At 60.3% G+C, this 21873-nt stretch carries 23 protein-coding genes; 10 read left to right on the plus strand and 13 right to left on the minus strand.

The window, feature by feature from the left end; all coding sequences use genetic code 11:
* Nucleotides 1–4 precede the first annotated feature (4 nt).
* Nucleotides 5–2167 (minus strand): type II secretion system secretin GspD, encoded by a 2163-nt coding sequence (gene gspD / locus V1292_RS33205; protein WP_334376772.1) that lies wholly within the window; start codon nt 2165–2167, stop codon nt 5–7.
* Nucleotides 2168–2784: 617 nt separating this feature from the next.
* Nucleotides 2785–2985, minus strand: coding sequence for a hypothetical protein (locus V1292_RS33210; protein ID WP_334376774.1), 201 nt, complete (start codon nt 2983–2985; stop codon nt 2785–2787).
* A 489-nt stretch (nt 2986–3474) separates the two neighbouring features.
* Here V1292_RS33210 and rfbF point away from each other — a divergent pair, with 489 nt between their 5' ends.
* Genes rfbF through V1292_RS33230 form a run of 4 tightly spaced genes read left to right on the plus strand, consistent with a single transcriptional unit; the run spans nt 3475 to nt 6812 of the window.
* Entirely contained in the window at nt 3475–4245 is a 771-nt protein-coding gene (gene rfbF, locus V1292_RS33215; protein ID WP_334376775.1) for a glucose-1-phosphate cytidylyltransferase, read from the plus strand.
* A gap of 14 nt (nt 4246–4259) precedes the next feature.
* A complete protein-coding gene (locus V1292_RS33220) occupies nt 4260–5303 on the plus strand; it encodes an NAD-dependent epimerase/dehydratase family protein (RefSeq protein WP_334376777.1) in 1044 nt (347 codons plus the stop codon).
* Nucleotides 5263–5889 (plus strand): dTDP-4-dehydrorhamnose 3,5-epimerase, encoded by a 627-nt coding sequence (rfbC, locus tag V1292_RS33225; protein WP_334376778.1) that lies wholly within the window; start codon nt 5263–5265, stop codon nt 5887–5889. Before V1292_RS33220 ends, rfbC begins: the two co-directional genes overlap by 41 nt.
* Nucleotides 5886–6812 (plus strand): NAD-dependent epimerase/dehydratase family protein, encoded by a 927-nt coding sequence (locus V1292_RS33230; protein WP_334376780.1) that lies wholly within the window; start codon nt 5886–5888, stop codon nt 6810–6812. The genes rfbC and V1292_RS33230 overlap by 4 nt, the downstream gene beginning before the upstream one ends.
* Before the next feature lie 49 nt (nt 6813–6861).
* Here V1292_RS33230 and V1292_RS33235 read toward each other — a convergent pair whose 3' ends face one another.
* From V1292_RS33235 to V1292_RS33245, 3 genes are all read right to left on the minus strand, one after another.
* Nucleotides 6862–7104: a hypothetical protein gene (locus V1292_RS33235; protein ID WP_334376781.1), complete on the minus strand. Its 243-nt coding sequence runs from the start codon at nt 7102–7104 to the stop codon at nt 6862–6864.
* 43 nt (nt 7105–7147) lie between these two features.
* Nucleotides 7148–7540 carry an H-NS histone family protein gene (locus V1292_RS33240; RefSeq protein ID WP_334376783.1) on the minus strand — a complete coding sequence of 131 codons (393 nt, stop codon included), beginning with the start codon at nt 7538–7540 and terminating at the stop codon, nt 7148–7150.
* 268 nt (nt 7541–7808) lie between these two features.
* Nucleotides 7809–9272 carry an undecaprenyl-phosphate glucose phosphotransferase gene (locus V1292_RS33245; RefSeq protein WP_334376785.1) on the minus strand — a complete coding sequence of 488 codons (1464 nt, stop codon included), beginning with the start codon at nt 9270–9272 and terminating at the stop codon, nt 7809–7811.
* 190 nt (nt 9273–9462) lie between these two features.
* On the opposite strand from V1292_RS33245, the gene V1292_RS33250 reads away from it, so the two are divergent.
* Entirely contained in the window at nt 9463–9726 is a 264-nt protein-coding gene (locus V1292_RS33250) for a hypothetical protein (RefSeq protein ID WP_334376787.1), read from the plus strand.
* A gap of 51 nt (nt 9727–9777) precedes the next feature.
* Here V1292_RS33250 and V1292_RS33255 read toward each other — a convergent pair whose 3' ends face one another.
* The gene (locus tag V1292_RS33255) at nt 9778–10125 is read right to left on the minus strand and encodes a hypothetical protein (protein ID WP_334376788.1); all 348 of its coding nucleotides are present in this window, start codon (nt 10123–10125) and stop codon (nt 9778–9780) included.
* Nucleotides 10126–10388: 263 nt separating this feature from the next.
* On the opposite strand from V1292_RS33255, the gene V1292_RS33260 reads away from it, so the two are divergent.
* Both V1292_RS33260 and V1292_RS33265 read left to right on the plus strand, forming a co-directional pair.
* Nucleotides 10389–10796 (plus strand): hypothetical protein, encoded by a 408-nt coding sequence (locus V1292_RS33260; protein WP_334376789.1) that lies wholly within the window; start codon nt 10389–10391, stop codon nt 10794–10796.
* A 139-nt stretch (nt 10797–10935) separates the two neighbouring features.
* Entirely contained in the window at nt 10936–11952 is a 1017-nt protein-coding gene (locus tag V1292_RS33265; RefSeq protein ID WP_334376791.1) for a hypothetical protein, read from the plus strand.
* Between the two features lie 87 nt (nt 11953–12039).
* Here V1292_RS33265 and V1292_RS33270 read toward each other — a convergent pair whose 3' ends face one another.
* Both V1292_RS33270 and V1292_RS33275 read right to left on the minus strand, forming a co-directional pair.
* Nucleotides 12040–12735 carry a PEPxxWA-CTERM sorting domain-containing protein gene (locus tag V1292_RS33270; RefSeq protein WP_334376792.1) on the minus strand — a complete coding sequence of 232 codons (696 nt, stop codon included), beginning with the start codon at nt 12733–12735 and terminating at the stop codon, nt 12040–12042.
* Nucleotides 12736–12990: 255 nt separating this feature from the next.
* On the minus strand, nt 12991–13245 hold the full coding sequence (locus V1292_RS33275) for a hypothetical protein (RefSeq protein ID WP_334376793.1): 255 nt from the start codon (nt 13243–13245) through the stop codon (nt 12991–12993).
* Between the two features lie 151 nt (nt 13246–13396).
* Between V1292_RS33275 and V1292_RS33280 the strand changes: the two genes are divergently transcribed.
* The 3 genes from V1292_RS33280 (at nt 13397) to V1292_RS33290 (ending at nt 16609) form a co-directional block, all read left to right on the plus strand.
* Nucleotides 13397–13588, plus strand: a complete 192-nt coding sequence (locus tag V1292_RS33280) for a hypothetical protein (RefSeq protein ID WP_334376794.1) — start codon at nt 13397–13399, stop codon at nt 13586–13588.
* A 330-nt stretch (nt 13589–13918) separates the two neighbouring features.
* Nucleotides 13919–15106: a non-hydrolyzing UDP-N-acetylglucosamine 2-epimerase gene (gene wecB, locus V1292_RS33285; protein ID WP_334376795.1), complete on the plus strand. Its 1188-nt coding sequence runs from the start codon at nt 13919–13921 to the stop codon at nt 15104–15106.
* A gap of 3 nt (nt 15107–15109) precedes the next feature.
* Entirely contained in the window at nt 15110–16609 is a 1500-nt protein-coding gene (locus V1292_RS33290; protein WP_334376796.1) for a glycosyl transferase family protein, read from the plus strand.
* On the opposite strand, the gene V1292_RS33295 is transcribed toward V1292_RS33290, so the two are convergent.
* From V1292_RS33295 to V1292_RS33315, 5 genes are all read right to left on the minus strand, one after another.
* On the minus strand, nt 16610–16918 hold the full coding sequence (locus V1292_RS33295) for a hypothetical protein (RefSeq protein WP_334376797.1): 309 nt from the start codon (nt 16916–16918) through the stop codon (nt 16610–16612).
* A gap of 290 nt (nt 16919–17208) precedes the next feature.
* The gene (locus tag V1292_RS33300) at nt 17209–19122 is read right to left on the minus strand and encodes a nitric oxide reductase activation protein NorD (RefSeq protein ID WP_334376798.1); all 1914 of its coding nucleotides are present in this window, start codon (nt 19120–19122) and stop codon (nt 17209–17211) included.
* A 3-nt stretch (nt 19123–19125) separates the two neighbouring features.
* Complete coding sequence (locus V1292_RS33305; RefSeq protein ID WP_334376799.1) at nt 19126–19935, minus strand: CbbQ/NirQ/NorQ/GpvN family protein; 810 nt, start codon at nt 19933–19935, stop codon at nt 19126–19128.
* Between the two features lie 59 nt (nt 19936–19994).
* A complete protein-coding gene (locus V1292_RS33310) occupies nt 19995–21341 on the minus strand; it encodes a cbb3-type cytochrome c oxidase subunit I (protein WP_334376800.1) in 1347 nt (448 codons plus the stop codon).
* Nucleotides 21342–21378: 37 nt separating this feature from the next.
* Nucleotides 21379–21831 carry a c-type cytochrome gene (locus tag V1292_RS33315; RefSeq protein WP_334376801.1) on the minus strand — a complete coding sequence of 151 codons (453 nt, stop codon included), beginning with the start codon at nt 21829–21831 and terminating at the stop codon, nt 21379–21381.
* Between the last annotated feature and the right edge of the window lie 42 nt (nt 21832–21873).

The following is a 21873-nucleotide window of genomic DNA, read 5'->3' on the forward strand; positions in this document are numbered from 1 at the left end:
CGCTTCACTGTGAAATTATCCGCTGCATGGTGTTGGCCGGCGTACGCTCGCGCGACGTCGTGTGGGGCATGTAGACATGCATCTTGCGCCGGTATTCTTCCGTCACGAGACGGCCTTCCGTGCCGTCGCGGACAACCTTGGGTGTGATCAGGATGACGAGCTCAGTCTTCTGAACCTGGTCGCCGCGGTTGGAGAACGCGGCGCCGAGCCCGGGTATGTCGCCGAGCAGCGGGATCTGGTTGCTGGTCTTGCTGGCCTGCTCCTGGATCATGCCGCCGAGCGCCAGCACCTCGCCGTCATTGACGACGACGGTGGTCTTCACGCGGCGCTGCTGGATGGTCGGCGAGTCGATCCCGGATGACGTGGTTTTCACGACCGCGCTGACTTCCTGTTCGATCTCGAGCTGCACCCTGCCGCTCTCGTTGATGCGCGGCGTCACCGAAAGGATGACGCCGGTGTCCTGCATGGTGATCGAATTGACGATCGCCGTTTGCGCCGTCACCGTGCTGGTGGCGGTCTGCGTGGTGATCGGCACCTGATCGCCGATCTGCAGCCTGGCCGTCTTGTTGTCGAGAACCATGAGCGAAGGTGTCGAAATGACGTTGACGCGTGTAATCGCGTTCAATGCGCTGAGCGTCGACGCTATGCTGGCTGCGTTGACGGCATAGTTGAATCCGGGAAAGACGGATGCGACGCCGCCGGTCAGCGCGTTCGAGAACGAGGCGGTCGGCGTTCCCTTCTTCGATAGCTGCCATTGCACGCCATACTGCAGCTTGTCGTTAAGCGTCACTTCGGCAATGACGGCTTCGATCAGGACCTGACTGGCCACGACGTCCAACCCCTGGATGACGCGAAGCACGCGCTGGTAATCCCGGTCGTTGGCCATGATGAGCAGCGAGTTTTTCGTCTCGTCGGCCACGATCTTGAGCGGCGGTTCGCCGCCCGCTCCGTTCGCGGACGGCTGCGGCTCCATCGTATCCGCCGTCAATGCATCCGGCTCGTTGTTCAGCGCGCGCTGCAGGCTCTGCAGATCGTTGTTGCCAGGATTGACGCCACCCCGGAGAAGCCCGGCCGCCGCGCCCTGATCCATATCCGTCACCGAGCCACCCGGTCCGGGCGACCTGGCGGAGCTTCCGGAGAAGCTTGCCTGCTTCGATCGCGGCGAAACGCTGCGCGTTGGCTGCTTCACCACTTTCATTTCGTTCGAGAACATCGACTGCAGCACGCCGGCGAGTTCTGCCACCGGCCGGTTCTGCACCTGATAGACGTGAAGCTGCCGCTCGGAGCCGGCCGCCTTGGCGTCGAGCCGTCTGATCCAGGTCTGTGCTCTCGGCAAATAGCTCGGCTGCGACGTCACGACCAAAATCGCGCCAAGCCGGGTGTTTGCGATGAACCTCACGCGCCCCTTGAGCGGCCCTTCCTTTTCGGACGCGAAGATCGCTTTCAACTCGTCGACCATCTTCTCCGGCTGCGCCGTTTTCACCGGGACCACAGCAAACGACATGCCCTTCATGACATCGACATCGAAGACCGAAATCGAATCCAGCATGCTTTCGATTTCCGCCGGCGAGCCCTTGAGCGCGAGAATGTTGCGCGCATCGTCGGCCTGCACGATGGCGCCTTTCGGCACCATCGGCTCGAGCACGCGCGCGACTTCGGTCGCGGAAACGTATTTCAGGGAAACCACGCGAACGCCGTTGCCGGCGATGGCGCTGTCGGCTGGACCATCACCAGTCACGATCGCGCCCGTGGCGGCCTGGTCGGTCGGCGCAATCCGGTAGGTGCCGCGGCTCTGCACCAGCACCGCGCCGATCGGCGCCAGTGCGGCCTGAAACATCTCCAGCGCCTCGGCCTTGCTGACCGGGCGCGTCGTTTGCACGGAAATAACGCCGTCGACGCGAGGGTCGACGACGTAGTTCACGCCGATCATGTCGCCGAGAACGGTCTTGGCGGCTTGCTGAAGCGGAACGCTGGCCAGATTGAGAACCACGTTGCCATCAGCGCCGACGGCCTTCCGCTTCGAATAGGCGCCGCCGATCATACTGCCGTTGCCGCCATCCATGACCGCAACGGCCTGCGATGAGGGTGACGGAAGCGGCACGGCGCCTGTGGGGCCGCCGTCATACGCATAGGTTTGCTCGAGGGAAACGGGCTGTCCCGCCGTCAATCTGGGTTGCGACACCGTGGTCAGGGGCGTCGCGATGGGGGTGGTGCAGCCCGACACAACGTGTATTGCCGCCAAACAGGCGGTTAATCTCGTCGCAAGGCTACGAGAAGGCAACAAAGTAAAACCCCCAAACCACTTCGCGCCGCGGAGGATTTTGGCGCGTAAATATTCGGTAAAACATCATGGTTAATCGACAGTAAATCTGCCGGAATATCGGACACGCCGGGCGCTTGCAGCGAGATTAATCAGCGAGATAATGGGTCCGCTTCGGACCCATTAATATAAACCTGCGTCAAGTCTCGAATATAAACCTGCGTCAAGTCTCGTCGCCGATCGGTCTGGAACGAGGGCTGCGGCTGGCTGAACCGGGACGGAGCTGCTATATTTAATTCCGGCTCGGCATTTTCGAGCCTGAATATCAGGATGACGGTATGATGAACCTTGTCGCCGCTCCCGTGAGCGAGACCTTCTCAATCGTTGGAACGTGCATTAATTGCACCGCGCCAGCCAGTCTGCTGGCGATGATGACCGTCATCGCCATCGGCGTTGCATTGGCCTTGCGCTCGGAACGCCGTAACGGCGTATCCCGCAGGGCCTGAGCGAAGCAGTCAATCCATTTAAACGAGATCGTCGGGCTCGTATTCGACGAACTTCTTGTAGATCCAGCGCCTGCCATCGTGCCGGCGCCACACCTTGCCCCACAGCAGCCGCCCGGTAATCGAGCGCCTCGGGACCATAACTGTCCAGAGGTGCCAGGCATCCGCCCAGGCCCGCTCCGGGCTGAACGACGTGCTCTGAAACAGGTTATCGCGGCTCATCGGACTGAACTCCGGCATTCAAGGCAAGCCGCGCCGACGCAGACGATGGCGCGTTCACATTTCAACTGGTCTGAGACGACGAAGGGAGAATACCTCGGCTGTAACGCATTCAAGCTGGCGCCGGAGTTCGCACACTTCCCGATATTTTTGCGCGAGATCTTCGGGCCGAGCCTGCGATTGACGCTTGGTGACGATTTTCCGGTGCGGGCGATTTCGTTCCATGCTTCATCATAGCTTCACCCGTGAGCGGCTCAATCAAAGCCGTCGATTAAGCTAACCGGTCAACCTTACTCGGCCGCATTCAATCTCAACGTCTCCTATCGCGGGATTGCTTCGCTCGTCGTTCCCGCCAAGGAACCCGTAAATTGACGGGCGAAATCAAATAAACCATTCTGTCACGAAATGACGGTGCGGCCTCGCATGGCCTCGCCATTTCATGTAGTGAATATCGCCAAACCTATTAATCTCAACGTATTGAGTGGCAAATTAATGCGCGCAGTATTGCTGGCCGGAGGCCTGGGAACCCGATTTGCCGAGGAGACCGACGTTCGTCCCAAGCCGATGATCGAAATCGGCGGCAAGCCGATCCTGTGGCACATCATGAAGATCTACTCTAGCCACGGCATCAACGACTTCATCATCTGCCTTGGCTACAAGGGCTACGTCATCAAGGAATATTTTTCCAACTACTTCCTGCATCAGTCGAACGTCACCTTCGACCTTCGCGAAAACAGGATGGAGGTTCTGGAGAAGCACGCCGAACCGTGGCGAGTGACGTTGATCGACACCGGCGAAGAAACCATGATCGGCGGGCGCATCAAGCGAATCCTCCCCTACATCGGCGACGACGACGCCTTCTGCCTGACCTATGGCGACGGCGTGGCCGACATCGACATCACCGAAAGCATCGCCTTCCATCGCCGCGAGGGACGCCTGGCGACCGTGACCGGCACGCAGCCGCCCGGCCGTTTTGGCGCCATCAATCATCAGGGCAGCCGCGTCACCGGCTTTCAGGAAAAGCCGCGCGGCGACGGCAACTGGATCAATGGCGGCTTCTTCGTGCTTTCGCCCAAGGTCGGCGACTATATCGAAGGCGACGCGACCGTCTGGGAAAAAGAGCCGATGACGAATCTGGCAACGGCCGGTCAGCTCAGCGTGTTCCGTCACGACGGATTCTGGCACCCGATGGATACATTGCGGGACAAGCGATATTTGGAAGATCTTTGGTCAAGCAATAAGGCTCCCTGGAAGAAATGGTGAAGAAGAAAGATTCCATGCGCATTCTTATTACCGGTTCGATGGGTTATGTCGGCCCTATCCTTACACGCCACCTCCGGCAGAAATTTCCAGACGCCGAATTGATCGGCTTCGACACCGCATTCTTTGCCCACAATCTTACCGGAGCGGCCCGATTGCCCGAGTCGCTGCTGGATCGCGTGCATTTCGGCGATATCAGAAACTTTCCCCCGGAGCTGCTCGATGGCGTCGATGTCGTCGTCCATCTGGCTGCGATTTCCAACGATCCGATGGGGAAGGAATTCGAAGGCGTCACCGAAGCGATTAATGAAAAGGCCAGCGTAGCGCTTGCGCAGATGGCGGAGCAGCGCGGCGTCGGCCGCTTCGTATTCGCCTCGAGCTGCAGCATCTACGGCGCCGCCGAAGGTCGCCCCAAACGCGAAAGCGACTCGCTCAATCCCCTCACCGCCTATGCGCGATCCAAGGTCGCCATGGAAAACGCGCTTCGCTCGAGCAACGCGGGCAACATGACGGTCACCTGCCTGAGGTTCGCGACCGCTTGCGGCATGTCGGATCGGCTGCGGCTCGACCTCGTCTTGAACGATTTTGTCGCTAGCGCGCTCGCCACCGGCGAGATCACGGTGCTCAGCGACGGGACGCCGTGGCGGCCGCTGATCGACGTCGCGGATATGGCTCGGGCTATTGAATGGGCCATCGGGCGCGATGCCGACCGAGGCGGACGGGTTCTCGTGGTCAACGCCGGCAGCAACGCGGGAAATTATCAGGTACGCGATCTGGCCAACGTGGTGGCGGCCGAACTGCCCGGAACAAGGGTAAGCATCAACACGGCGGCGCCGCCGGACCTGCGCTCCTATCAGGTTGATTTTTCACTCTTCGCGGAACTGGCTCCTGCGCATCTCCCTGCGGTCCAGCTCGCTCAGTCTGTCAAAAACCTCTATGCCGGACTGAAAGGAATGGGCTTCTCGGACAAGGAGTTTCGCTCGTCCTCCTTGATGCGGCTCAAGACACTCAAGGACCACATTGCGGTGGGCCGCCTGTCTGCCGACCTCCGCTGGCAATAATCTTGAAAGGCTGACAATCGTGAAGTTTCACCCTACGCCGCTTCATGGCGCCTATACGATTGAACTCGAAAAGCGCGGTGACGACCGGGGGTTTTTCGCGCGTTTCTTTTGCCAGAAAGAGTTCGAAGCGGCCGGTGTGCCGATGTCGATCGTCCAGATCAACAACTCCCTCAGTGCGAAAGCCGGCACCCTGCGCGGGATGCATTATCAACTGGCGCCGGCCGCAGAAATCAAGGTGGTGCGCTGTATCCGCGGCGCTCTCTACGACGCCATCGTCGATTTGCGGCCGGACTCTCCGACCTTCGGCAAGTGGTTCGGCGTTGAACTCACCGCGGAGAATCGAACGATGATTTTCGTTCCGCAGGGGTTTGCGCACGGCATCATGACGCTGACGGACGACACGGAAGCGTTCTATCTGGTGAACGCGTTCTACGCTCCCGAGCAGGAGCGCGGCTTGCGCTTCGACGATCCACGATTTGGGATCGAGTGGCCGCGCCAACCCGTGGAAGTTTCGCCCAAGGACCAGAGCTGGCCGGACTTCGACCCGGTATTCCACGGCATCGAATCCTTGCGAGGTCTGACGTGAGAATCCTTCTGACCGGAGGCAGCTCGTTTACCGGTCTGTGGTTTGCGCGCAGCCTTGCCGCGAGGGGCCATACCGTCGTTGCGCCCCTCAGGGGCAGCGACTATTCGGGCCTGCGCGGCAGTCGCGTGGCCGAGCTTCGCCGTGTTGCCGAAGTCGTCGAAGACTGCCCGTTTGGCTCGGATCGCTTCCTCGATCTCGCAGGCACCGGCTCATGGGATCTGTTGTGCCAGCATGCGGCCCAAACCGGCGACTACCGCAATCCGGACTTCGACGTCATTGGCGCCGTCACCGACAATACGAAAAACCTTGGCGCAGTCCTGAGGAAGATGATGGATCGCGGTCCGATCGCGGTCGTACTCACCGGCTCCGTATTCGAACAGGACGAAGGTGCAGGCGAAGCACCGCTCAGAGCTTTTTCACCCTACGGACTGTCGAAGGGCCTCACCTGGCAATATTATCGCTTCCTGAGCGAGACCCTGCATTTCAAGCTCGGGAAATTCGTGATCGCGAATCCTTTTGGACCGTTCGAGGAGCCGCGGTTCTGCAGCTATTTGATACGCTCCTGGTTCAAGGGCGAAGTGCCGACAGTACGCACACCGCTATACGTGCGGGACAACATTCATGTTGATTTGCTGGCAAAAGCCTACGCGACGTTTGCCGAAAGCGTGCCACAGCATCCGGGCATAGCGAGGTTCAATCCGGGCTTCTATGTCGAAAGCCAGGGCGCCTTTGCCCAACGCTTCGCCGCTGAAATGTCATCCCGCCTTGGGGTTGCCTGCCCCGTCACGTTACTGCAGCAGCAGGAGTTCACCGAACCGATGGTCCGGATCAACACGGATCGGGTTGAAGGCGCGGAATTCGGCTGGAGCGAAGCGGCGGCTTGGGACGCCGAAGCTGAGTTCTACAGGCAGACCGCAGTTTAGTTGCCGCGTGGCGCATCCGCCGGATCGAGAGCGTCGCGACCGGTCATGGCTACCTGTTCTGGCAGCCTTGCCGGCACGTTTGGGCCTGGCTGTCACATGCGCTCTGGCAGGGAGCGCCGAGCGTGGTTGGGCATACGCGTTTGCAGGCGTCGTTCTGGCTGGCGCAATTGGCTAAGCAGGCGGCGGTGGCGGCATCTGCCAGGCGCAATTTGCCGATCGAGACGTTGTTTTGACCTGCCGAGGCAGTTCCGATCAGCAGCAGGGACAATGCAGCACAGAGCGCGAGCTTCATGGGGACCTCCGATGACAGGGTCTCGCAGCCAGCCAAAAGAGGGCTATGCGCGGCGGCGTCGAGGGCTTTCGCCGCCGGCTTCCGGCTTGCCAATCACGAACTCCTCGATCTTGTGACCGGTCTTCAGAGCGGCCGTGAGCCAGCGAGGCTGCTTGCCGCGCCCCGACCAGGTTTCGGAGGGCTCCTCGGGATTTCGATATTTTGGGAATACGCGCGGGTACTTGCGGCGCTCACGCGGTGCCCTTTGCGGGTCCGAGGCTTCCGTTTGGCGCATCTCCTTCTCGCGCCGAAGTTGCGCCAACCGCTTCTCGAGCTCACGCTTTTCCGACGTCAATCGAACGGAGAGCACCTGACTGAGCTCCTCATGGAGCTGCCATAACTCGTCTACCGACATTCCATCGAAATTTGGCTTCTTGTTCATCCCACCCGCGACCATCACGATTCGTAACAAACTATAAGTCCGGCACCGGCCCTTTCCAGTAAAATTGTTAATTTGGGGGACAAATCGCCGCAGAATGCGGTTTGCTAAGCATCAAACCGTTCATATGCCCGTCAAATCGTGAGAAGGCCCGGAATTTTCCGAGACTCAACTGGCACGGCCCGGGCAGATCTGATGTCACTGAGCCGCCGATGGCGAAGTTCCCGCCACGGCGCTCGCAACCTATGGTTCAGGGCGCGACGAAAATTCCCTCATTTGATAGCAATCAGTAGGCGTTGCGCTTACGCAATACCTCGAAAAAGGTCTTGATCAATATCTGGATGTCCAGCCACAGGCTCCAATTGTTGATGTACCAGAGGTCGAGCTTTACGCGTTCGGAAATGTGCTCGATCGTAGGTGTGCCCCCGCGCGCGCCGTTGCATTGCGCCCACCCGGTCATGCCGGGCTTGACGTGATGCCTGAACGCATACTCGCTCAACACGGTCTCGAAATAGTTGTCATGGGCCAATGCATGCGGACGCGGACCGATCAGGGACATATCTCCCTTAAGGACGTTCAATAGCTGCGGCAATTCGTCGATGCTTGCCGATCGCAACAGCCGGCCGATGGACGTCACCCGGGGATCGTCGCGGGTGGCCTGCACAACAGCGGGCCCGTTTTCCTGCACCGTCATGGTGCGGAATTTGAACATCATAAATTGCTTGCCATTAAATCCCTTACGGAATTGCCGGAAAATAACCGGCCCGGGGCTGTCCAGCTTGATGGCGATGGCCGTGAGCGCCATGATGGGCAGGAAGAACACCAGCGCCAGCGCCGCGATGACAATGTCCATCACGCGTTTGACGAACCGTTCCGCGGCACTGAGCGGCGCGCGCTGAATCTCGATGGCCAGGACGCGCTGGCGCGCCGATGACGCATAGTTCGTCAACGTTCTAACCCGCATATCCGGCAAGAGCCGCACCGCAACCGGAAGCGACTTGATGTGCTCGCGGATGAACTCAAGCCGGCCCGCGTCCTCCCAGGGCATCGCAAGCATGACTTCCCGGCAATTGTTGCGCCTGACGAAGTTTGCGGCTGCGTTGATGACGTTGACGTCGGTCGAGTCGCGCTTCGCGAGATCGTGTTCCGAACTGAGCGTGAAACGGCTGACTTCGGAAGTGCCGAAGAAAACCAGGAGATCTCGCGGCTCCAACGCAGCGATCTCGTGGAAGTCGCCGATCAGCACGATGTCCCGCCGGCCGATCACGCCGCGCGAAACAGCCGCCGCCAGGGCCAACTTGGTACCCTTCCTGACGGCGAGCAATCCTACTGGCGCGACGAAATAAAACACCACAAAGGCGCCGCGCGAATAATCGACGCCGACCTTGAGCAGAAAGGCAAAGAACGCGAGCAGCAACCCTGTCGTGAACCAGCAGATCAGTATTTCGCCGATCTCGACGCGCGGTTTGGCGCTGTCAGGAAAATCGTAATAGCCGCTGCCGCTCATGCGCAGGATGTGAATGAAGCTCGCCAACAGCCCGACTGCGCAATGCGGGAGAATGTTCGGTACCGAGTTGCCGACGGTCAACTGATAGCCGATGCCGCCTGCGACGCTGGACAGCAAAATCACGAACGCATCTGCGGTCGACAAGAGATAGGGGACTGCGTTGCTGGAGAAACGGGCGGGAGGACCGCCAGCGGATTGGTCGAGCTGACCTACCTTGTTGCCGATATCCGCCCCGATCGACATGAGAAAAATGCCCGCGCAGTATTACTGGTACAACTGTCAGATTGTTGGCCACGAACCATAAATCCGACAGACCTTAAAAGGCCCAAGTAACTCTTCGTTAATATCGGCGACCATACACTCGGCGGGAGTGCGACGCAATATTTAATCGGTTTGAATCCGCTTTTAACCGCGTTCTGGAACGAGTTAACATATGCTGCCCATTCTCGCCTGCGGTGCCGGCATATATGTGGGCCTTCATTTTAATATTCTAGCGCTGCTGCCGCTGTCGGTATTGGGCGCCGGCGCTTACATCGTCTCGGCCTGGGCCAACGGCCAGGGTTTGCTGGACGGTTTGGCCGTCGTGGCGCTCCCCCTCATCACCGTTCAGGTCGGGTATTTCCTGGGGTTGACGAGCCGGCCGGCTTATTTGCAGTTGCGATCCCGGCTCAATATTCGGCACTCAGAGCGGGTATAATCCCGGAGATACCATTTAAACGCGGATTATCCGCGATTTCCGCGGCACAATTTACCGCACCTTGTCAGCGAAATACCGGCTGAAGACTTCCTGAACGGCACCCAGACCGCCAAGCTGACGTTCCAGCTCCTGCGTGCGTTTTTCGCCGCTTGCCATTTGCTGTTCGTATTCCTTGATCCTGGCGGCGTCCTTGGCGTCCCGCGTCAGATATTCATCGTAATCAGTGCCGGTGGCAAAGGCAGCCTGATCGCGCGCCGCATCGACGCGCGCGCGTAGCGCGTCCCTCTCCTTCTGGATGGAAGCGAGCGCGGCCTCGATAGCGGCCGAAATTGAGCCGAGCCGTTCGTTGTCGGTCTGAGCATCGCGCTCGGCGGAACGAACCTTGAAAGCTCGTGCCATATCGAGTCTCCTTGGGCGTACCGGTTTCGCCACGCTGTTCGCCAGACCGGCAGACCGCCAGCCCAACGGTGGAAAGGGAGTTTTGTACAGCCTACCGAACCGCTGCCCGATCAACAACGTTGCATTTTTTTGAAAAAACGAAAGGCTGGATTCCTAAATGATTCGGATTTTGTGGAATAGCAACGACCGCGCAACCGTATAGACTTGCCAAGCATATGCCGAGGTGACGACAGGGCCGAAGCAAGATGAGATTTCGAGACACCTTGAAATTTGCTCTTGAACTGTTTGTGCCTGAAAAGCTCATGCACCCAGGCGGGAGTTCTGCGTCCGATACGAAGCCCGAAGCTTCGCAGAATGCCGCGACGAATCTCGAGGCTGAGGAAGCCGGCCAGCGCGCAAAGGCCCGTCAGATTATCGAGGAGCTGGACCACGGCAAATTTGGCGGCCCCTCCTTTGGTCCGCAAACGATCGAGCTGATGTCGAAGGCCTTGGAAGGTGCCGAAGCTTCCTTGCCCGAACCGGTATCGGACCAGCAGCTTCGATCACTCGCTGCAACGATCTTGAAGGTGGCCGGCGACGGCGAACGCGATCCGATCCGCTTGAAGGCGGCGGCGATGTCCGCCCTGGGGCCGGTCGCTGCCGGCGCGGACGAAAAGCCGCCATCGACCTGACAGCAACGCCGCCGACGCGATCTCGAGGACTATGCCCCTGACCGCGCGGGGTGATTTGCCACTCAAGCGGATGGCGAGCTATAAGCCGATCGGGCGGCTGGCTGAGCCGTCTCGCCCGCTCAGCCCGGGGACAATCAAAGTGGTTCATCATGAAGCTCCTAAATCGATCCTGGTTCACGTGCTGTTTGGACTCAGGAAACTTCTAGGCGTTGCAACATTTGCCCTGATCATTGTTCTGCTGGGCCCGAAGCTGTTTGTCCTGTTCGACAATCCAAGAAACGCAACGGTTCCGGCGAAGCTGTTCGAGGCGCGCGAATACATTCTCAGTAAATCGGTGCCGGTGCTGCATCGATATGTGCCGACCAACATTGCGGGCAGCGATCGATCCGACTGGATCCTGATCGGCCTCGCCATTGCCGTCACTATTTTCTCGGGCGCCCTCGCCCAGCGCTCGCAAGCCGCCCAGAGCCGGCGGCTGTTACGGAAGTCGGCCCAGGCTTGGCGCCGGAAAGAGGGCGTGAAGCCGGGCTCCAGGCTCGACGCCGAGCTGGAAACAACGCTGCGAATGGCGGAAAGCGGCAAGGCCGTGAACCGCCAGGAGTTGTTGCGGGTATTTGCCGAGACCAAGAAGAAGCTCGACACGTTCGGCCGCGAAGTCGCCTTCCTTGCCATCGATGTGGTCGGCTCGGCGGGGATGAAGGCTGGAGAAGATCCCGCTTCGATCCAATATGACTTCGAAGAGTATCGGAAGCTCGTGGAGCGCATCTTTCGCGCCAGGGGCGTGTTGAAGACGGCATGGACGCCCGACGGCGTGATGGCGTGCTTTGCCCATGTCGAGGACGCCTGCCAATCAGGCAAGGACGTCATCAAGAGCCTCAAGGTGTTCAACCGCGAGGTGAAACTGTCCAAGGCGGATTTCGCCGTTCGTTGCGGCGTGAACGCGGGCCTGGTTTATTTCGACGACTCGACTCCCCTCGAGACGATCTCCGATCGCGTCATCGACGTCGCCGGGCACATGCAGAAGAACGCCGAACCCAACACCGTGCTGGTGGCGCGCAAGATCATCGAGCCGTTGCGTCAGCTCGAGGAGTTTACCCACACCACGCAAGTCATCGATGGCTACGAAGCCAGCGTGTGGCGATACACCAGCTCATAAGCAAAGGCGTGGCAGGCGGTCCCGCGCAACACGCGAAAAGGCCGCCTGTAAGGCGGCCTTCGCGTTCCAGGTCAATATGCGATGCGATCAGGCAGCCGCGTTGGCGCCGTATCGCCGTCGGTAAGTCAGGAATCCAACACCGACAAAGCCGAGAATCATCATCGCCCAGGTCGACGGCTCGGGAACGGCCGCGACATGCTCGTTGAAGCCGGTGACGAGGCCGGTGCTCAGATTGCCACCGGGTCCGTTTGGACCGCTATACTGGCGTGAGCTCGTCACAGTGTTGGTGGTGTCGGAATCGAGGTACAGTGGAGAGTTCGACGAGCTGAGACCCCAATTCGTTACGATCATGAGCAGATTCTTGCCGCTCGACGGATCGTATTTGAACGCCGTCGATAACAGGAAATCGAGTTCGCCATTGACAACCGAGGGCGCCAGACCGTCGAACACCAATGTGGCTGAGGCGAAATCCGGAATGTTGTTGGCGATTGCGCCGACCTGCTGAGTCGTCTCAGCCAGATAGATCCGGAAGCTTCCCGAATTCGGCGTGCCGCCGGGATTGACCTTGTTATAGAAGGTCAGCTCGCTGATCGCGAGCGCCGAACTGAAAGCGCTGTCGTCATAGACCTGCTGATAGATGTAGCCGGACTGGGCGCTGCCGAACGGCGCCGAATTGGTGTTAAGGGGATTCGGGTTGGCCGTACCCACCACCACGGCTTGCGCCGGCGTAAATGCCGTGGCGAACAGCAACGCTATCGCTGCTGTCTGAAACGATCGTCTCACGAAACTCTCCTGTCCATATTGCCGATGACCGATGTTTTGTTTTTCAATTGGCATCGATGCGACGCGGGTCGCGTCGGTCGGATCATGGGCAGCGACTGCAAAAGTGGGATGACACCTTCATGTCACGCGTTCGCCGGATCAAATCGCGAGGAGCCGGGATTTTACGGGGTAAGGCCCTAAAATCGCTGATACTTTTCCCCTGGGCATTGACGGCCGCAATATTATATTCTAGCTTTAAACTTTAATTGATTAATTCTATTTCCAACGGTGGCGGCCGTGGATAAAAAACTTAGTTCCGATTTGCGACGATTGCGTTACGCCCTTGAGGCGGTTTCCGCGGACCTGGACGCGATTGAGCAGCGGCCGCACCCCTCCCTTCGCTCGGCCGCCGAGAATCTCGAGGGATATCAACGAGACGGCCTTGAGACATTCGTCGATCGTTTTGCCTTTGCGGTAAAACAGGGCGTCCTGCGGTAAATAGCGGCAGCCCGCAAGCGTCGAGTCTTCCACCGGCTATCGCAGCGCCGGTAAAATCACCGATACCAGGCAAGCCCATTTGTATGGCATAGCACTCGTACGCCATTGCCGGTTTCATCGTTACGTTGTGACCCGACTGATAAGTTTATAATTCAATTCGGGTTGCTGGGTTGAGATCACATTTATGCCGATCGATATTGCAAAAACCTATCTCGAGGTTCAGCAGCTTCGCAAAGAGGTTCGCAGGGCAGAACTCGACATCATCATTTCTTTGGGGCGTCCGCCCGACCGCTCTCTTCACAACCGGGGCATGAACGCCGGTGGTTTGCAGACGACCAATTCACAAATGCCTCTTGTAAAGCGAAACCAGAATTAACTAACTGGCCCTGGCGATTGCATGATCCGTAACGGTGCACGCTGCCCCAACCGGATCGCCTTCGCCCCGGTCAAAAAATCTATTCCGGGCGTCGCTTGATGGTTAAGCGTTATGCTCTCGCAGAAAAAACGTGCGAGCATTTACCATGCATCCAAAGTCTTCTCCGGACTTCTACGGTATTCTCCGAAAATCCATTTAAATCAATTGTCTGGTTTAGGGCTGCGGGCTAGATTTGCCGGCGATTCCTAATCGTGCCGTCGGGTTTAGTGGTGATGTAACGGCATTTCCGGTTGTCGTGTCGTGGGGACGATGCGATCTAGAAAGCACGGTATGCATCACCCACGCAGAGAGCATTTCAGCAACTCAACGCCTGTCCGCACTTTTGTTTTTGTGATTGGCACCCGCCCTGAAGTCATCAAGGTGGCACCCATCGTCCGCCGCCTGCGCGATGCCGCATGGGCGACCGTTCGGGTCGTAACGTCCGGCCAGCAGAGCGATCTTCTCGACAGCACCCTTGCCGAATTCGACCTCCGCCCTGACCTCTCGATCCGCCATCGAAGTAATTGTCACGCGCCGGCAGCTCTCGCCAGCCTGCTCATTCGCCGTCTGGACCGGTATTTCGGGCACGTTCGCCCGGATTGCGTTCTGGCCCAGGGCGACACGACCACCGCCTATGCATCGTCGATTGCGGCGTTCTACCGCAAGATTCCCTTTGTGCATGTGGAGGCCGGGCTGCGCACGCCAAGCCTTGACGCGCCCTTCCCCGAAGAATTTCACCGCCGTTCGATCGCCGTATCCACTTCTCTCCACTGCGCGCCCACCTCAGCGGCGGCACAGAACCTCGTGCGCGAGAACATTGCGCAGGACAAGATTATCGTTTCGGGAAACACCGTAATCGACTCGTTGCTCGAAGTCGCCGCTTCAAGGCCGGCGCTACCCGCCGACTTTCCGAGGCTACGGACCATTCTCCTCACTGCGCATCGGCGTGAAAATTTTGGCGCGCCGTTACGCGATGCGTTCACCGCGATCAGGGCCTTCGTCGATCTCACCCCCGACGTCGCCGTGTATTTTCCGGTTCATCCCAATCCAAACGCGCGCGAAACCGCTATCGAGATTCTTTCGGGACATCCTCGAATCAGGCTGGTCGATCCACTGAGTTACCGCGACGTCGTCGCCGCAATACAAAATGCATGGTGCGTCGTGACTGACAGCGGTGGCCTTCAAGAAGAGGCGCCAGCGCTTGGCAAGCCCGTTCTGGTGTTGCGCGATGTAACCGAGAGGCCCGAGGCGGTGGCCTCGGGGGTTGTCGAGTTGATCGGGACTTCCCGCCGAGCGGTCTTCGGGGCGTTGTTCGAACTGCGCAACAACAGGGCGAAATATACTCGGATGGCCCGGCCGGTGTTTCCCTATGGAGATGGTCACGCCAGCAAGCGGATCGTCGACGCTCTCTACCGGCAATTCGGCCTGCCGCCGCAGACGCGCGCCGCCGATATCGTTCAGCTTCAGCACGCGTCCTGACAAATGACACAAGCCATCCCTTTCATCTTCCAATATCTCTATGTCGTCGAGATCCTGATGCTGATCGCCGGTGTGATCATCGCGATTTCCAGCATCGACGATCTCGTGGTGGACCTGATGTACTGGAGCAGCAGGCTGCTCGGCACGGCGGACAGCAAGTCCAAGGAGTTGCCGAGCGTTGAAATACTCGAGCAAATCCCCGAGCGCCCGATCGCCATCATGGTGCCGTGCTGGAAGGAGCACGACGTCATTTTTTCGATGCTTTCATCGAACTCCCGGCTCGTGCGCTACAGTCACGCGCATTACTTTGTCGGCGTTTATCTGAACGATCCCCTCACCCAGGCCGAGGTGCGCAAGGCGCAGGGGCTGTACAAGAACATCCACATGGTTCTGGTCCCGCATGACGGTCCAACCAGCAAGGCCGACTGCCTGAACCAGACGATCTCCGACATCTTCATGTTCGAGGCCGAGCACAAGATCAGGTTTGCGGGACTCGTGATGCACGATTCCGAAGACCTCATTCATCCGCTGGAGCTCAAGCTCTTCAACAAGCTGGTCGACATCCACGACTTCATCCAGTTGCCGGTTTACTCGTTCTCCCGGCCGATCACCTCGTTGATCGCGGGCCTCTACATGGATGAATTCGCCGAGATGCATACCAAGGACCTCGAGGTCCGGCAGCGGATCAGCGGCGTCATTCCCTGTGCCGGCGTCTCGGCATGCTTCAGCCGGGAGGCGATCCAGCACCTCAACGATCAGAATCACGGCGAGGCTTTCCGCACATCGTCATTCACGGAAGACTATGACATCGCGTTCCGCGTCTCGGAGCTCGGGTTCAATTCCGCATTCATTGCCTATCCGGCCGACTATGCGATCGATATCGACATCGATAGCGGCAACCCGGGGATTCTTTACCGGTCGCTTCCCGTGGCAACCCGCGAATTCTTTCCCTCAGGCCTGGAAGCCGCCTATCGCCAGCGCGCGCGCTGGTTGCTCGGCATCGTATTCCAGGGCTCACATGAGCACGGCTGGAAAGGCTCTCTCGGGACCAAGTATTTCCTGGCGCGTGACAGGAAGGGCGTCATCACCAGCCCGGCCGTCATGCTCGCCTATTTTGCGCTCGCCAATCTGACGATATTCGAACTCTATCGGACAGTCTTCGATCCCGAAAAGCAGTTTGTTTATACCCTGCTGAACCAGAATTGGGCGATGTGGCTGTTCTTTGTGAACTTCCTGTTTCTGGTCTGGCGGCTGTTCAACCGAATGACGTTCACGGGCATGATCTACAATGTGCGTCACGCCCTGATGGCCGCGCCGAGGCTTGTCGTCGGCAATTTCGTCAACTTCTTCGCGACCTGGCGCGCCGTGCGCATTTATCTGAGCCACCGGATATCCGGCACGACCCTCGTGTGGGATAAGACTTCGCACTCATACCCCGTGCACATGGGCGACCTTACCCTGCCACGGCCGGCCGTGGCGGCTGATGGCGCCGGAGCCGAATAGTTAGGCCGCCAGCAACGTCTGGCGTTCGGGCTGCTGATTTTCGGCCGGGCTTGGCCCAAGGATAATACGTACGAACGAGCGCATGCCGAGGAAGGCCGCGCAGATCACGATCGCACCAAGTTGGAGGCTGGGGTAAAGAATAATCGCCCCAAGAACGAGCCAGCCGGCCGCAATAGCCAGGAAGTCGACAAGCCTTGATCTGCTGCTGTTGGCGGAAACGAGGCCTTGATCGAGCGCATTAGCAATCGCATCGAAGCCGTCAATCGCGTCTTTGCTTGTCGGGCCGGCCGCCAGATCACGTGAAAACATCAAACACCCCAAGGAGCCTCTCGCGGCTCTCGGGGCATCTGGCGGGAAGACTATTGCCCGCCGCTCAAACCGACCGGTACAGTTTTATCCAACTGGCCGTTTTCGAACGCGGGGGCCGGCACCTCCCCCGACAGCAATAATTCGGGGCTAATGAACTCGATTGTATTTGAATGATGGGCGCGCAACGGATGTCCGCGCGCGGGCTATCCGGCCTTCATCGAGAGCCATCGCGTGGTTAATGGAGGCTGAATCCCGCAGGCATCTTGGAAGGGCGCAAAAGCGGCCGTGCTTCAGCGGGCCAGTTGCCGGTAGATCGATGGAAGCGCCGCCGGCAAGCGGCGGATGTTGCCGACGATGGCGTAGCCGCCGGCCCCGAACAAGGTGGGAAAGTAGGACTGGGCGTTTGCGTCGACCGTGACGCCGAACACCGCAACTCCGGAACGTCGGGCCTCCCGCACGGCCGTGCGGGTGTCTTCGACCGCAAAGCGGCCTTCATAATGATCGACGTCGTTGGGCTTTCCATCGGTAAGCACCAACAAAAGTTTCTTGCGCTGGGGTTGACGGGCGAGCTCGGCAGCCGCATGGCGCACCGCCGGGCCGATCCGCGTGTAGTAGCCCGGCTTGAGCGCGCCGATGCGCCGCTCGACGGCAACTCCCATCGGCTCCTCGAACGACTTGACGGTCTCGACACGCACCCAGGAGCGCCGCCGCGATGTGAAGGTCAGGATGCTGTGATGGTCGCCACAGGCGGACAGCCCATGCGCGAGGACAAGCAGCGCTTCCTTTTCCACATCGAGAACGCGGTGGCCATCGACCCACGCGTCCGTGGAGAGCGAAACGTCGACCAACAGCGTGGCGGCGAGGTCATGCCCTTGCGGCCGCATGGCCAGGTGGACCCGATCGAGCGCGCCGCTGCCGGCCCTCAGATCGCATCTAGCGCGGACGAGCGCGTCGAGATCCAGATCGAACCCGTCGGCCTGGCCGCGCATCACTTCGTGCCGCGGCCGCAGCGCCTCGAAGCGCCGCCGCACATGACGGACGTGCTTGAGGACGTCCGCGTCCGGGTTCCAGCTTTCTCCTGTCTCCGAAGCCTGCCCCGTTAACACCCGGCAATGATCCGGCAGATAAGTGCCGGCGCGGTAATCCCATTCCGGATAAAGACGACCGCTGCTCAGCCGTGTGGCATCGACGGCTTCCGGCGGCAGGTCCAGGTCGAATTTCAGCTTGGTCGCTGGCTTGCCGCTGCGGCGGCCGATCGCGAGTTCGTCGAGGTCGTCGGCGGCCTTGCGGGCATCCTCGTCCTCGCTGTCGTCGGACGGGCGATCGACATTCACCATCTCCGCCATCGCGAGTATCTTCTCGAAACGGTTCAGGATGAACGGATCGCGCTTGTCGCCGTCACTGGCTTCGCGGACGGCCCGGCGCTTGCGCGTGTCAGGCATATCGGCCTCGTCGCTCGGCACGGGCGCGTCGTCGTCGCCGCCCTCGGCGGCAACGGCCTCGCGTGTCCAGCAATCGCCCCACAGCGGACACGGCAGGATTGGCCGGTATCCGGGCGGCGCTTTCGCCGGCAGGTCACCGCCGCCGGTCACGGCCGGCCACAGCCGGCCCGCCGGAGGCGCCCCGGCGCCGAGCAACGCCAGCACGATCCGTTCCACTTCCTGCTCGGCCCGCGGCAGAGGTCTGCGCGGGCGCGCCTGCGCCGTCGCCACTGCCAGCCGCTCGTAGGGACGAACCAGGCCAGGGAATAGCGCCTGGACTTTTCCGACCGTCTCGCGGGCGCGCCGCAAGGTCACGAGATCGCGCCGCAACGGGTCGATCTCATCGGTCGTCGCAACCGGCGCCGTGGCGAACCACGCTGCCAGCCAACGATAGAGCATGGCGTTGAGCTTGCGGTCTGGAAACAGGGCGATGCGGTCCGGCAGGAAAACAGTTGCCCCGTCACGGCCGGGATGGTCGATGCTCTCGTCGCCAAGCCCAATGCGCTGTCGCCAGCCGAGCCGATGACCGGACTTTCGCGATTTGGCGCCCGCGACCTGAACGCCCGCCTCGCCGCCCAGCGCGCGAAACATGATCGCGATCTGCCCCTGCACTTCCGCAAGCGTGGCGGCCTCATCGGGATGAACGGGATAGCTCGCCGTGGCCCCCACCAATCGATGCCAGGCGCGGCCAACCGTTTCCTCAAGTTCGAGGAAGTCGAGCATGCCTCATCCAATCACGGCGCGGGCAACGTCGAGCAGCGCGGACTTGACGTCGGCATCGTCCGTGAGCGGCTCGATCATGCCGGCAAGCACGGCATCCAGGAGCGGAATGCCGGCAGAAATCAGCGTCGCGCAGTAGACGATCAGGCGCGTCGATACCCCTTCCTCGAGGTCCTGTCCCTTCAGCGCGCGCAGCCGGCCCGCAAGTGCCACGAGCGGACGCACGCGGTCCGGCGCAAGTCCGCTCTCGGCGGCGACCACCTGGACCTCCTGCTCGGCCGGCAGGAAGCCGAATTCGATCGCAACGAAGCGCTGGCGTGTCGACGGCTTCAAGGCCTTCAGCAGGCTTTGGTAACCGGGGTTGTAAGACACGACCAGCATGAAGCCCGGCGGCGCGACCAGCTCCTCGCCGGTGCGCTCGAGCGGCAGGATGCGGCGATCGTCCGTCAGCGGATGCAGCACCACCGTCACGTCCTTGCGCGCTTCCACGACCTCATCGAGATAGCAGATGCCGCCTTCCCGCACGGCGCGGGTCAGCGGACCGTCGGCCCATACCGTGTCTCCGCCCTTGAGCAGATAGCGTCCGGTGAGATCGGCCGCCGTGAGGTCATCGTGACAGGCGACGGTGTGCAGCGGCAAAGCGAGCCGCGCCGCCATGTGGGCGACGAAGCGGGTCTTGCCGCAGCCGGTCGGTCCTTTCAGCAGAACCGGCAGGCGACGCCGCCATGCGTGTTCGAACAGCGTGCACTCGTTGCCGCTCGGGACGTAGGCCGGAAGCTCGGGTGATGCTCCGACGGCGTGAAGTACGGCCTTCATGTCAAATTCTCCAGCATTGAAGCGGCGGCCGGCCGCAATGAAGACCGGCCGCCTGAGGCCTATTCGGCCGGCTGCAGCGCGCCCGTCGCGACCGTCTGCCGTTCGCGGCCCGGCACCAGAACCGCCCACACGAACATCAGCGCCGAGATCAGAACGAAGACGCCGGAACCGAGTCGGACCCAGTAGAACATCGCAAGCTGGTCCTGCACTTCCATGAAGTTCTGGCCGAGCACGCGCTGCAGATGAACCTGGACCACGCCCGCAAAGGTCAGCGCGAAGGTCATCGTCATCATGGCCGTGCACATGATCCAGAAGCTTGCCATGCTAAGCCATTGATTGTACGGCGCGCGCTGGCGCAGTTGCGGGATCGCGTAGGCCATGACGGCGAGATTCAGCATCACGTAGGCACCAAAGAAGGCGAGATGTCCGTGCGCTGCCGTCACCTGGGTGCCGTGCGTGTAGTAGTTCACCGAGGACAGGGTGTGCAGGAAACCCCACACGCCGGCGCCGAGGAACGCCATCACGGAGCAGCCGACCGACCACAGAAGCGCTGCCCGGTTCGGATGTTTGCGGCCTGCCTTCCAGGTCATCTGCACGGTGAAGATGACCATGGTGAAGAACGGCGCGACCTCGAGCGTGGAGAACAGCGAGCCGATCCACTGCCAGTAGCCGGGCGCGCCGATCCAGTAGAAGTGATGGCCGGTGCCCAGGATGCCGGAGAACAGCGCGAGGCCGATGATGACGTAGAGCCACTTCTCGACCACCTCGCGATCGACTCCGTTGAGCTTGATCATCAGGAAGGCCAGCACGGAGGCCATGATGAGCTCCCAGACGCCTTCGACCCACAGGTGCACGACGTACCACCAGTACATCTTGTCGAGAGCCAGGTTCGCCGGATTGTAGAACGCGAACAGGAAGAAGATCGCGACGCCCCAAAGACCAAACAGCAGGATGTTGGTGACCGTGGTCTTTCTTCCTTTCAACGCCGTCATCGTTACGTTGAAGAGGAACATGAGACAGACGACGACGATCCCGATCTTGATCGCGAACGGCTGCTCGAGGAATTCGCGGCCTTCGTGGTACTGGAACAGGTAGCCGACCACGGCGACGCCGGCAGCGCCGAAGAACATCCAGAACTGGATCTTCGCAAGCAGCGGGCTGAAAAGCTCGGTCTCGGTCTCCTCCGGCAGAAGATAATACGTCGCGCCCATGAAGCCGATCAGCGACCAGACGATCAGTGCGTTGGTATGTATCATCCGGACGATGTTGAACGGCAGGAGACCGGACAACGTGTTGGGGAGGACGTAGATGGTGCCGGCAAGAACGCCGAACGCGACCTGTGCCAGGAAAAGCGTCAGCGCGCCGTAGAAGTACAGCATCGCGACTTTCTGGGTTTCGTATTTCATCGTGAGGTTCCTAAAACGAGCTGTCGGGGTGGGCTGCTCAGCCGGCCTTGTTCGGCGGCCAGTTCTGGGTCTTGATTTTATTGGTCCATTGCAGGAAGTCGGCGAGGTCGTTGAGTTCCTGGTCGGTGAGGTTGAACTGCGGCATCTGCCGGCGGCCCGGCGCACCAGAGGGTTGCGCCTGCATCCACGATTTGAGGATTTCCTTGGCGGTGGCGGGATCCTCATTGCCGCCCCAGCGATCCCAGACGTTGCCGACCTCGGGCGCGAAATACGCGCCCTCGCCCAGCAAGGTATGGCAGTTGATGCAGGAGTGCTTCTCCCAGACGTGCTTGCCGCGCGCCACCGAGTCGGTCAGCGTCTTCTCGTCCGTCGATGTGGTGACCATGTAGTAGTGGCTGTGCGCCGTCAGCCCGAGGAAGATCGCGAAGAAAAAGGCCGATCCGCCGTAGAAGACGTTACGGGCCGCCGATTTGGTAAGGCGTTCAGCCATTACGGATCCTTTCCGATTCGTGTGCTGTAGTTGCGGTCGCGG

This window comes from Bradyrhizobium sp. AZCC 1719 (genome assembly GCF_036924525.1).
GTDB lineage: Bacteria > Pseudomonadota > Alphaproteobacteria > Rhizobiales > Xanthobacteraceae > Bradyrhizobium.

Excerpts from the sequence above, each read along its gene's own strand:
- V1292_RS33210 (WP_334376774.1), bottom strand. The coding sequence starts at position 2,985 with ATGAGCCGCGATAACCTGTTTCAGAGCACGTCGTTCAGCCCGGAGCGG.
- rfbF (WP_334376775.1), top strand. The coding sequence starts at position 3,475 with ATGCGCGCAGTATTGCTGGCCGGAGGCCTGGGAACCCGATTTGCCGAG.
- V1292_RS33220 (WP_334376777.1), top strand. The coding sequence starts at position 4,260 with ATGCGCATTCTTATTACCGGTTCGATGGGTTATGTCGGCCCTATCCTT.
- V1292_RS33235 (WP_334376781.1), bottom strand. The coding sequence starts at position 7,104 with ATGAAGCTCGCGCTCTGTGCTGCATTGTCCCTGCTGCTGATCGGAACT.
- V1292_RS33240 (WP_334376783.1), bottom strand. The coding sequence starts at position 7,540 with ATGGTCGCGGGTGGGATGAACAAGAAGCCAAATTTCGATGGAATGTCG.
- V1292_RS33245 (WP_334376785.1), bottom strand. The coding sequence starts at position 9,272 with ATGTCGATCGGGGCGGATATCGGCAACAAGGTAGGTCAGCTCGACCAA.
- V1292_RS33250 (WP_334376787.1), top strand. The coding sequence starts at position 9,463 with ATGCTGCCCATTCTCGCCTGCGGTGCCGGCATATATGTGGGCCTTCAT.
- V1292_RS33255 (WP_334376788.1), bottom strand. The coding sequence starts at position 10,125 with ATGGCACGAGCTTTCAAGGTTCGTTCCGCCGAGCGCGATGCTCAGACC.
- V1292_RS33280 (WP_334376794.1), top strand. The coding sequence starts at position 13,397 with ATGCCGATCGATATTGCAAAAACCTATCTCGAGGTTCAGCAGCTTCGC.
- wecB (WP_334376795.1), top strand. The coding sequence starts at position 13,919 with ATGCATCACCCACGCAGAGAGCATTTCAGCAACTCAACGCCTGTCCGC.
- V1292_RS33290 (WP_334376796.1), top strand. The coding sequence starts at position 15,110 with ATGACACAAGCCATCCCTTTCATCTTCCAATATCTCTATGTCGTCGAG.
- V1292_RS33295 (WP_334376797.1), bottom strand. The coding sequence starts at position 16,918 with ATGTTTTCACGTGATCTGGCGGCCGGCCCGACAAGCAAAGACGCGATT.
- V1292_RS33300 (WP_334376798.1), bottom strand. The coding sequence starts at position 19,122 with ATGCTCGACTTCCTCGAACTTGAGGAAACGGTTGGCCGCGCCTGGCAT.
- V1292_RS33305 (WP_334376799.1), bottom strand. The coding sequence starts at position 19,935 with ATGAAGGCCGTACTTCACGCCGTCGGAGCATCACCCGAGCTTCCGGCC.
- V1292_RS33310 (WP_334376800.1), bottom strand. The coding sequence starts at position 21,341 with ATGAAATACGAAACCCAGAAAGTCGCGATGCTGTACTTCTACGGCGCG.
- V1292_RS33315 (WP_334376801.1), bottom strand. The coding sequence starts at position 21,831 with ATGGCTGAACGCCTTACCAAATCGGCGGCCCGTAACGTCTTCTACGGC.